Consider the following 11226-nt stretch of genomic DNA (forward strand, 5'->3'; position numbering starts at 1 on the left):
AATGGATTTTCTGGTTTGAAAATGATGGGAACGATAATTATAAGCTTTTGTGGAGTGTTGGTTTACCTTTTAAATATCACAGATGTTGATGGAGATGGAAATTATGAAATAACGGTTGTCAATCCATCTAATGCAGATCCAGCAAGTGGGGTTACAAACCCTGATAAGATATTTTTCTATGAATATGATCCTCAAACGAAAACATTCCCAACTGAACCAACATTTTCTTGGAATTTGGATTATCCAGCAGATGGTGGGGCTGGATTTAGATTGACATATCTTTATGCTGATGATTTTGATAATGATGGTAAGCAGGAGATAGCTTTAATTGACAGGACTTCAAATATCCATATGTGGATAATTTCACTTGATGGGAATGATCTTAATCCGTTTTCAACTTTTAAAATTGAATTTCAAGATAGCTCACTTACTGCAACTTGGGCATTTGATATCGCTGTAACAGATTTTGATAGAGATGGAAAGAAGGAAGTTTGGTTTGGGACATGGACTAATTTTACTTGGGTTATTGTTGAAGCTGAAGGACCCGATACTTATGTGAAGAAGAAAGTCGTCACGAACTCGCATATTGGCTCTGGGACATTAGTTGGAACTTTGAGGAGTCTTAAATTTATGGATATGGATGGCGATGGGTATCTGCGGTTAATTCCGCACCCTTTTTATTTTCAATTGGCTCAAATTGAAATTTTTAATTATGCGGAAAATTTTGAATTTTTTTATTGACATTGGTTTTTGAATTTTATATTTTCTAACAAAATGCTAATCATTTAGAAATAAAAACAGAGGTTCTCAAAATGAGAAGGTTAATTGTTTTATCAGGTGTATTCTTACTGCTTGTAGAATTTGCTCTGGCATAAACTTGGCAACTTGTCTACAAAAATAAGGGGGTGGGAACGAAGGATACTATTATTGCTCAATTAGGTCCAGGTCGTTCTGTTCTCGTTACAGATGTAAATAAAGATGGTGTAAAAGAGGTTTACACTACTGCTTATGTTGGGCATAAGGTTATCCAGTTTACAGTTGCTGGTAATGATAGCGTTGAGTTAACTTATATTTTCCCAGATCAACCCTCTGCCTACTACTCTGAACCAAGAGATATTGAAGTTGGTGATCTTGATGGTGATGGAAAACTTGAAATAATTTATCCCGTTGGGAGGTTAAAGACTGATTTTACAAACCATGTTAACCAGCGTGGTTATCAAGTTTGGGAATGGAATCCATCAGAAAATAAGTTTGATGGTCCTTATGTTATAATTCCAGATACAGGAATGACAAGATTTAGACCTGAAAACTTCGTCGTTGATGATGTTGATGGAGATGATAAGCAAGAATTAATCCATTTTGAGTTTGCGTTCGGTGGGGCAAGTGACGGCGTTTATATTATTTCAGTTGAAGGTGATTTTGAAAGTGGATTTGCAACTGTTGTTAAAGAAGCATATTTCCCAACACATAGTTTTGCAGTGATTGATGGGGTTGAAAGAAATATGGCAGTTGTAAGTGGAACTGTCGCAGATGTTGATGGTGATGGGAAGAAAGAAATTTGGTTTATGGGAAATAATCTTGTTGGAAATGAAACGCCAGTTTGGTTCATTAAAGCAGTTGGACCAAACACATACGAGGCAGATACTAATAAAATCGTTGTTCTTCAATCAGCAAACAGCTATCCGTTGAAAGCAGTTGCAAAGGGAGATTTTGATGCTAATGGCAAAGATGAAGTCTATTTTTCCTTTTTCAGAGCGGTAACAACAACTGAAAGCGTGCCGAACACAGTTTATGTCATTGGAAATCTTGACAATGTTGATAACTTTGACTCAACTAAAGTTAAAGTAATTTATTCTGACACTACTGATAGAATGTTTTATTTATTTAACTTGCAAAATGTGGGAAATAGGTATCTTGTTTTGGGTGGATATTATGTTGTATACGAGGCGGAATTTCAAGGTGGTTCCCCGCTTGAGCCAACATCTTGGGCTGTGAGCAAAATAATTGACTATGATCCTGTTGATTCAGCAGCTGGAGCTGGATGGAGCGGTGGAATCTGGAGAACCGGTGCCACAGATGATCTTGATGGCGATGGGAAACCCGAAATTATACTTTTCTTGCAGGGGATAACCGATAGTTTGAATAAGTATTCAGAAAACAAGGTTTTGAGAATTTATGAGAAAACGGTAACTGGGCTCAAGGAATGGACTGTCATAACTCCAGATGATTATGAACTTTATCAAAATTATCCAAATCCGTTTAACCCAACGACGAATATATCTTTCTATTTACCCGTTGATAAGAAAATAAGTTTGATAATTTATGATATTGCAGGTCGTGAAGTTGTTAAATTGATTGATGAGCAAGAATTCCCGAAAGGAAAACATACTATAGTTTGGGATGGGAAAGATAAAAATGGGAAACCTGTGGCAAGCGGAACTTACTTTTATAAACTTAAATTTGGAAACTTTGAAAAAACGAGGAAAATGATGTTGGTTAAGTAAAATTTGCCCAATACCAATAAGTCTATCAGGGGGCGTCGGTTTAGCCACGCCCCCTTTTTTATTTTATCTGTAAATTTTTAATGTCACTATGGAGTTAGGTTTGATTTTCAAAATAACTTTATCACCTTCAAATTTCGCTTCTTCCTTCTCTTCTTCAAGAAAGTTGGCTTTATAAATTTTTGATGGCTTAAATGGCAATACTATTTGAGCTGTTGTCTCCTTCCCTTGCGACTCATAAAACTGCAATGTCCAAGCATCTTCATCCTCAGACTTTTTTAAAATTGTTAAGACCAAGTTATCGGGGCTCAATTTCAGGAAAGAGTAATTTTCAGGTGGAAGGTTGCCTTCATGTTTATCGGTCAAGATTGGGATAAGTGGATTATTAAAATCATAAGCGACATTTACGGTTTTTGCTTCTCTCCATGTTCCTTTGTGTGGGTAAAGTGAGTATTCAATTTTATGGAAGCCTCTATCCGCTGTTGGATCAGGCCATTTTGGTGAGCGAAGCAATGAAAGACGGATAACGGAATTTTTGCAATCATAACCATATTTTGAATTATTTATCAAACTAACACCATAATCTTTCTCGGAAACATCAGCCCATCTTAAGGCTGGCACCTCAACTTTTGCACTATCCCAAGAATTTTTAAATTCAGTTGACCTTTTAATATAGCCGTAAGGAATTTCATAGGTTGCAAATGTATCTTTAACCGCAAGTGGAAATGCAACTTTTAACATTATGTTTTCCTCCCACCAATCAACGTCTGTTCTAAAGTCTATTCTTTCAATTTTATCGTAAAGGATTATGTATTGAGTGAAAAAGCTTGTTGGAAAAGTTTCGGTGGGTGGATATGACCTTGTATCTGGTTTTCTAAATTCCCTTTCAAGTTTTAACACCGCACGAACCGGTCCTGACTCAATTACCTCACAGTTTTTAAAGTTTGAGCTGAATTCAATTCCTGTTAATCCGATATTCCAAGCATCCCAGGCTGTTGGCTTATCCTCCAGAAGTTGGAGTTTATTACCGTGTCCATTTAAAATTTGTTTGTTAAATCTTTTATCAAAAATCTCGCTTATCCAGCCAGTATTTGTGTCAATTTCAATTTTGAAAAATTTGTTTTCAATGCGATTTTTTGAAATTAAAAGTTCATTTTTAAATTCGGACGGTTTTTGTTTTTTGATGATGTAAGTTTTATACCCAATTGGTGGAACATTTTCAGCAACGAAAATAATTTTTCTTGTTCCACTGTCATCTATGCTTTGAGACGGGACTTCTCTTCCCGATGGTTCAAATATAGCATATTCGTTTGTGTCAAATTTTTCAAGATTTATCTCAACTAAATCAGTCCTTGTCCATGAACTTGGATTGAAAACTATCAGTGGTTCCCCTTCTTTAAGCAAAGCTGTATTTATGTTTTGAGTAATTTTTTCAAGTGATTTTTTAATTTGAAAGTTTGTAAAGCTTTCTACATCTGCGTAATCCTTTTTTGCGTCAAAATAGACCTCTCTTATACTTGATCCTGGGAGTATATCGTGGAATTGGTTGAAAATAAATTTGAGCCAGTATTTTTCAAAGGTTTTGTTATCGTAGTTAAAATTAAAGAGCGTTGCGATAGTTGAAAATTTTTCAGCGTTTGAAAGGGCAATTTCAAGTTTGCGGTTGTATTTTTTGATATCTGCTTGTGTTGTGTAAGTGCCTTGATGATATTCAAGATAAAGTTCATCTTTCCACACAGGTAGATTTTTTAGGATTTCTTTATTTAGTGTTTTAATGTAATTTGTAACCGTTGAAAATTTAATGTTTGGGAAAATATCAAGTTTTTTAAGTTCATCTATTCTTTTGAGCATTTCTTCTGTTGGTCCACCACCATGGTCGCCAACCCCAAAGAGAACAAGTAATTCTCTTAATCCTGTGTTTGCTTCAAATTGCCTCAACCAATCAACAAGTCGGAACGGATTTTCAATTGTGTTAACATAACTAAATGGAAAATATGTTAAAATCTTTGAACCATCTGGGGATTCCCACCAGAAAAGCCTGTATGGGAAGACATTTTTTTCGTTCCAATTTAATTTTTGTGTGATGAAGTAGGTTATATCAGCATTTGCGAGGAATGCTGGCAAGTTCCAATTATATCCAAAAGAGTCCGGAAACCAACCGATATCTGGTTTCACGTCTAAGACCTTTTTAAAATATCGTTGTGAATACAAAAGGTTATGCATCCACGATTCGCCACCTGGAAGATTACAGTCGGGCTCAATCCATGTGCCACCAACTACCTCCCATCTTCCGAGTTTTATTTGCTCCTTGATGTTATCAAAAAGTTCGGGGTAAAGGCTTCGCATCCATTCATAATAAACCGCTGAACTTTGTGTATAGGTTAAATGTGGGTGTTTCCTCATAAGGTTAATTACGGAGTTGAAAGTATTTTTGCATACCTCAATAGTTTCTTTTGAACGCCAAAGCCATGCAGCATCTATATGAGCGTTGGAGGCAAAAATAAGCGTAAATTTTTTCGCAAATTCGCTAACTGGTTTTAACTTTGCCCTTGTTTTTTCAAGTGAGATATTAAACTTTTCAACATCTCCTGAAATAAGCGAATTTAAATCAAGCTCTTTGGCTGTGCTTTGTAAGAGAGTGTTAAGTTTAAGCCTTTCTTTTTTATCAATTGTTGAACGATCTATACCAGGGTCATATCTGGTCATATCGTTTGCTTGGTAGGTATCAAAGCTTAAAAGTTTTTGCCCAACTTTTAAACTAAGCGAGAAATTTTTTATCTCATTCAAAAAATCTTTTAAACTTTCAACTTCAAACTCAGCCATTATAAGTCTTAAAGGACCAGATCTGTTAATTGCTTTAATTGCAATTAGAAATTCCTGTCCTGGTTTAACTATATCCGTCAGGTCAAATTCTGCGCTCCATTGTATATAGCCGATATACTTTTCGTTTACCCATAGATAGCCTAAATCGTCAACTGTAACTTTGAATATAATTTTCCCTCTTACATCTTTTCCGAACATTTTTTCAGGTAATGTGAATCTTGTCCGTAGCCAGCATGAATCAACATAAATTCGCTGTCCAATTCTTAATGTGTCCCATTTTGAATCATCAAAATTAATTTTGGTGAATACCTCTTCTGTTTTCTCGCCAGTGATAAGGCATTTGATGTCGGGGCTAACCTTCCAGGTTCGGATTGAAATTGTGCTTAATGAATCAAGAATTGATGTTACTGAGTCAACCTCTGTTTTTCTCTGAGAAATTGCAAAGTTTAAAATTCCGATGAAAAAAATGGGAATTAGTCCCTTTAGCATTTTCATTGTTTCCATTTTTTGTTTTAACTTCTCATTTTCTATCAAGAATTTCCCTTACTTTAAGTGCTATTGTTTCGTAAGAATACGGCTTCTGAATTATGTCAAAGCCCTCAAGATTTAAATTTAAACCATTTAAGCTGTATCCAGTTGCGAAAATTACTTTAACATTGGGTTTTATCTTAAGTATTTCTCTCATTGCATCATACCCATTTAAAATTGGCATTACTATGTCAAGCAAGACGAGATCAATTTCATCTGCTTTCTCCCTGAATATCTCAAGCGCCTCAAGACCGTTTGCAGCAGAATAAACTTTATAGCCAAGACTTTGTAGTATATCTGTAACTGTTATTCTTAACCTTTCTTCATCTTCTGCCACAAGTATCGTTTCGGTTCCACCTTTTATTTCAATTTTCTGTTCCTCTTTTTCAATTTCTTTTTCCTCTTCTTCATAGACCGCTGGGAAATAAACTCTAAAGGTTGTCCCCTGTCCAACCTCACTGTAGACGTTTATAAAACCACCATGTTGTTTCACAATTCCATACACTATTGAAAGCCCGAGCCCTGTTCCATGTTCCTTTGTTGTGAAAAATGGTTCAAAAATCTTCGGCATAATCTCTTTGCTTATCCCAACCCCGTTATCTGTCACGGAGAGAACAACATAGTTCCCAGGTTTTGAATCAATGTGAAAATCAGCGTATTCTTGGTCAATGTATCTTGAATATGTTTCTATTATTATTTTTCCAGCTTCGGGTATAGCTTCTTGGGCGTTGATTATGAGGTTTAAAAGGAGTTGATTGATTAACGCGGGATCAACTTTAACATTTGGAAGCTTTGGTGCAAGTTTGAGTTCAATTTTGATATTTTCGCGCAGTACTTTAAGCATGACTTTGGTGAAATCATTGACTATGCTGTTAAGGTCACTTATTTTCATCACCGCTGGTTGTTCTCTACTGAATATCAAAAGCTTTCTTGTGAATTCTCCAGTTTTTCTTATTGTCTGTTCAATTTCATTGAGTTTTTCTTTTGCTTTTTCAATATCCGAGGTTAGCAACCGTCTGGCAAATTGTGCGTTTCCAAGTATAACCGTTAAGGCATTGTTGATATCATGCACTACACCAGCAGTTAATCTCCCAAGGGCATCCATCTTTTGCGATTGAAGTAATTGCTGTTCAAGTGCCTTAACTTTTGTCACATCTCGTAGTATTCCCTGATAGGCGATTACATTTCCCTTTTCGTCATAAATTGGCGTTGATGTATCATAGACGATAAGTTTTCGTCCATCTTTCGTTTTGAGATGAAGCTCATAATCTTTTATATAACCCTGCTTCTCAATCGCTTCAAGGTTTTTCTTCCTATCTTCTGGATTTTCATAAAGATCATTCGCTATATCAACTTTTAAAATTTCTTCTTTTGATGAATAACCAAAAAGTTCAACAAATGCAGGATTAACATCAACGAGTTTTCCTTCCGGGGTGCTTATATAGATTGGATCTTTTGAATCCTCAAAAAGTTTCCTATATCTTTGTTCAGATTCGCGCAATGCTTTTTCATTTTCACCTCTTTGGATTGCAAGCCCAAGTATATCTGCAAAAGTTTTTATCGCATCAATTTCAGATTTCTCCCATTCGCGTTCAGTTTGGCAGTCATTTAAACTTATAAATCCCCACCATTTATCCCCGACGAAGATGGGAGCGATAAGAATTGATTTAACCCCAAGGAAACTTAAGAATAGAGATTCTCTGAACGGAAAATTTTTAACATTGCCACATATCACATCTTTTTTCCCAAGAACATCAATCCACCTATCAAATCCTGCTAATCTGTATGATATATTCTGAAGCTGTGCATCCTCAATATGTTTTTCAACACCTCTGGAATACCACTTTGAAATCAAATTTGTTACAATCTCCCCATTCCTTTCCTGATTTTGGAAAACATAGACAGAACTTACCTCCATTGATTTCCCGAATTCTTCAATGAGATTGACTATTTCATTTTCCCAGTTAATTGTTTTTAGTAATATCCCTGCGGAGTGGTTTATAGTTTTCAAAACTTTTTCTCTCTTTAAAAGTTTTTGCTCGGTTTCTTTCAGTGTGGTTATGTCAAGCATCATACCAAGTGTTTTGACTGCTTTCCCAGTCTCATCACGAATTATATAAGCGTAGTCAAGACAATAAATTAAACTGCCATCTTTTTTTCTAATTCTATATTCCGTTTCAAAAGTTGAGATATTGCTTTTTAACGCCTCGTTAATCTTTGCTGTAGCATATTCAACATCATCGGGATGGATAAAGTCTCTCCATCTAAATTTGCTACTTTTAAGTTCTTCTTTCTTTAAACCGAAAATAGTTTCAACATCACCTTCCCATATCGTTGTATCGTTTTCAAGATCCCATTCATAAACGACTTCTTTCATGGCAGAAATTATCTTTTCAAATTTATCACGCCACTTTAAAAGTTCAAGTTCAATTAGTTTTTTGCCTATCGCAAAAGAAATTTGAAAAGAGATCGCCTGAGCTAAATTTATTTCTTCCTGTGTGAACTCATGTGGCTGTTCATAATAAATCATAAATTTTCCGAGCAATTTCCCTCTGAAGACAAGTGGTATAAAGCCAAGCGCCTGAATGCCTTCAGCGAGAATTTTATTTTTCAAATCCTTGCTCAAAGTTTTATCAGTATTGACATCGCTTATAAGGATTGGCTGTGGGTTTGGTTCATCTGGTTTCCATGGTGAATGTCCTTCAACCGCTTTTCTATAATTTTCGGAAAGTTCTGCCCATGCTTTAAATCTCATCACCCCATCTGGGTCAATGAGAAGAATTGATGCCTTGTTTATGTCCAAGATTTTCAAAATCCCATTCAGCGCTTGTTGATAAACATCTTCAATTGATTCCGAGCGAATAATTAAGTTCGCAAGGTTGTAAAATGTCTCTATTGTAATAAGTTGATGTTCCAGCTCTTGTTCGGTTTTTATTCGCTTTCTAATCTCGTCTCTTAATTTCTGTGAAGGTATATTTGTTAAGACTGCAAAGATAAAAAATATGACTATGTAAGAGACCATCAAAATAAGTCTTTCAATCTCTGAAATTTGGGCTGTGAAAATTGTAGGATGTCTGATGCCAAACTTTTCAAGAATTGTAAGAGCGATGATGGAAATTGAACTTAACGCTGAAAGTAACAATCCTCTTATCGCGCCTCCAAAAATCCCATTGAAGACGATAATTATGAGATACAGGAATCCAATGTATATAAACGAGATCCCGCCGACATAGTAAACAACGATGCTTATGACGATTATATCAATTATATTCGTTGTGAACAGAACCTTATCCGCATCTTTGAAGATCTTTCTGAAAAAGCGATATGGCTGATTTACAAGTGATTGAAACAACGCAGCGATTATAAAAACATGAACTGGAAGAGATAAATTAAAGATAAAATTTAAACCTATAAATGTGACAGCAAGCGAGATTGAGGCGATCGCTCTTGCTTTGAGTGAATAATCACAGGCAAAATCAGCAAAACTTTGCTCCTGTTTTTCCGATCGGTTAGTTGCTTTCATTTCCAATCTTGCTTTATTTTAAAATTCATTTACAATTTCCTTTCGTGAAGTAATCAAATATAAGTTTTGAAATTTCTGCAACCGCAAGATGCCCTTTGTTATCAACTGCGTATGAAACTTCTGAAAGCTCATCACAGAAAATTGCGACGGCGTAGGTTGTGCATTTTGCGTAAACAATCCCGATGTCTGCTTTCATCCTATCAATTGATCCCGATTTATTTGCAACGACTATATTTTCAGGCAAATATCTTTTCATCATTTCATAGTCTTGGTTGTTCTTCATGATGTTTATTATTTCAGCTGAAACATCTGGGTTGATAATTTTACCGTTCGCAAGGAGTTCAAGAAGTTTAACCATGTCATTTGGAGTTGTGTAACCCACGCCGAATCTAATTGCTTCGGGTGTTTTCTTTTTAGTTTTGAAGGACATAAGCTTATTTAAAATTTTGGTATTGTCAAGACCAAGTTCTTTCATTCTATTATTTACGGCATCAAGTTTAGCGTCATGTTCATTTGCAAAGCAATCAAGGACGAGATTTGTTGCTGTGTTATCGCTTAAAATTATCATCAAGACCGCAGCATCAATTAATTTAATCTTTGCGCCGTCGTAGAAATATTGTAAAACGCCAGAGCCACCATATTTGAGAGAATCCTCAAGAGAAACAAGTGTATCTTTTTTCAGCTTTCCTTCCTCAAATTTATAGAATAATTCAACAAGGATAGGAACTTTTATCACGCTTGCGGTTGGGAAAAGTGAATCCGCATTGATTTGAATTGTTTCACCTGTGACAAAATTTTTTGCTGATACCCCAAGCCGACCAACTCCGTATTTTCTCCCAATTTGATTAATTTTTGAAACTATTGTCTCATTTGTAAGTGTTAATTTTGATGTAGCGCAGGCTGAAAATAGAAAGAGAAGTAAGATAATGTATAGCTTTCTCATTTTTGAAGCTCGTTTTTTTGAAAAGATAAGTTTTTTGCGAAAATTATTCAAGCAAATTTTAGGTTAAGTTTAGAGTGCGCTGTAAATTGCTTGGGGTTGATGTATCGTTGAAATTAGTTAAATTAACATAAAAGGAGAGCGATAAAACATTTCTGTGCTTTAAAAATATAAAGGAGGAGGAAATGAAAATTCAGATTGAATTTTTCCACGATGTCCTTTGCGCGTGGTGTTTTGCCATCTCTCCAAGGGTTCACAAACTTGCAGAAGAAAATCCCGATGTTGAAATAATACATCGTGCCTTTGCTCTTGCTCCGAATCCAGATGCGATAGTTCAGATTTTTGGCTCAAAAGAAAATGGTAAAAGAGAAATTTTAAATCACTGGAGAATGGCAAACGAAAACGACGATGAACACAGGATAAACTTTGAACTTATGGAGCGAAGAGAATTTGATTATCCATATTCAGTTCCAGGTCTTCTTGCTTGTAAATCTGCAGAACTTCAAGGGGGACAGGTTGCGCATTGGAAGATGTTTGACAGAGTTCAAAAGGCTCATCTTGTTGAATGTTTGAACATAGCTGATTTTGAAGTTTTGAAGAACTGTGCGGAAGATATCGGTCTTAATGTGGATAAATGGGAAAGGGATTATGAAAGTGAAATAGTATTTCAAAATCTTGCTTACGATCTTGAAGTAGCAAAGCACTACGGTATAAACGGTGTTCCAGCGCTTGTTGCAAATGGAAGATATGGGATTATTGGAGCTCATAAATATGAAGTTTTAGTCAAATGGCTTGAAAAGGTAAAGGAAGAACTTGGCAAAAGAGAATTATGAAAAAAATAAAAAGGGAGGATAAAGTTATGCGGTCAACTATTTATATTTCTACACTGATAATTCTTCTCGTTATGAATT

Annotated in this window: 6 protein-coding genes; 3 read left to right on the top strand and 3 right to left on the bottom strand. The window is 35.5% G+C overall.

The features are described from left to right. The coding region (locus AT685_RS05585) for an FG-GAP repeat domain-containing protein (RefSeq protein WP_234696257.1) at window positions 1-741 on the top strand (741 nt) is incomplete at its 5' end. A 164-nt stretch (window positions 742-905) separates the two neighbouring features. Continuing rightward, window positions 906-2504: a T9SS type A sorting domain-containing protein gene (locus AT685_RS05590; protein WP_072151879.1), complete on the top strand. Its 1599-nt coding sequence runs from the start codon at window positions 906-908 to the stop codon at window positions 2502-2504. A gap of 63 nt (window positions 2505-2567) precedes the next feature. On the opposite strand, the gene AT685_RS05595 is transcribed toward AT685_RS05590, so the two are convergent. The 3 genes from AT685_RS05595 to AT685_RS05605 are packed head-to-tail and all read right to left on the bottom strand — an operon-like array spanning window position 2568 to window position 10318. After that, window positions 2568-5828 carry an alpha-mannosidase gene (locus AT685_RS05595; RefSeq protein ID WP_143713143.1) on the bottom strand — a complete coding sequence of 1087 codons (3261 nt, stop codon included), beginning with the start codon at window positions 5826-5828 and terminating at the stop codon, window positions 2568-2570. Window positions 5829-5844: 16 nt separating this feature from the next. Beyond that, on the bottom strand, window positions 5845-9375 hold the full coding sequence (locus AT685_RS05600) for a PAS domain S-box protein (protein WP_072151881.1): 3531 nt from the start codon (window positions 9373-9375) through the stop codon (window positions 5845-5847). A 25-nt stretch (window positions 9376-9400) separates the two neighbouring features. Then, a complete protein-coding gene (locus AT685_RS05605) occupies window positions 9401-10318 on the bottom strand; it encodes a serine hydrolase (RefSeq protein WP_143713144.1) in 918 nt (305 codons plus the stop codon). A 182-nt stretch (window positions 10319-10500) separates the two neighbouring features. Between AT685_RS05605 and AT685_RS05610 the strand changes: the two genes are divergently transcribed. After that, window positions 10501-11148 carry a DsbA family oxidoreductase gene (locus AT685_RS05610; RefSeq protein WP_234696258.1) on the top strand — a complete coding sequence of 216 codons (648 nt, stop codon included), beginning with the start codon at window positions 10501-10503 and terminating at the stop codon, window positions 11146-11148. The last annotated feature ends 78 nt before the right edge of the window (window positions 11149-11226 follow it).

Source organism: Candidatus Kryptobacter tengchongensis (genome assembly GCF_001458555.1).
Classification (GTDB): domain Bacteria; phylum Bacteroidota; class Ignavibacteria; order Kryptoniales; family Kryptoniaceae; genus Kryptonium; species Kryptonium tengchongense.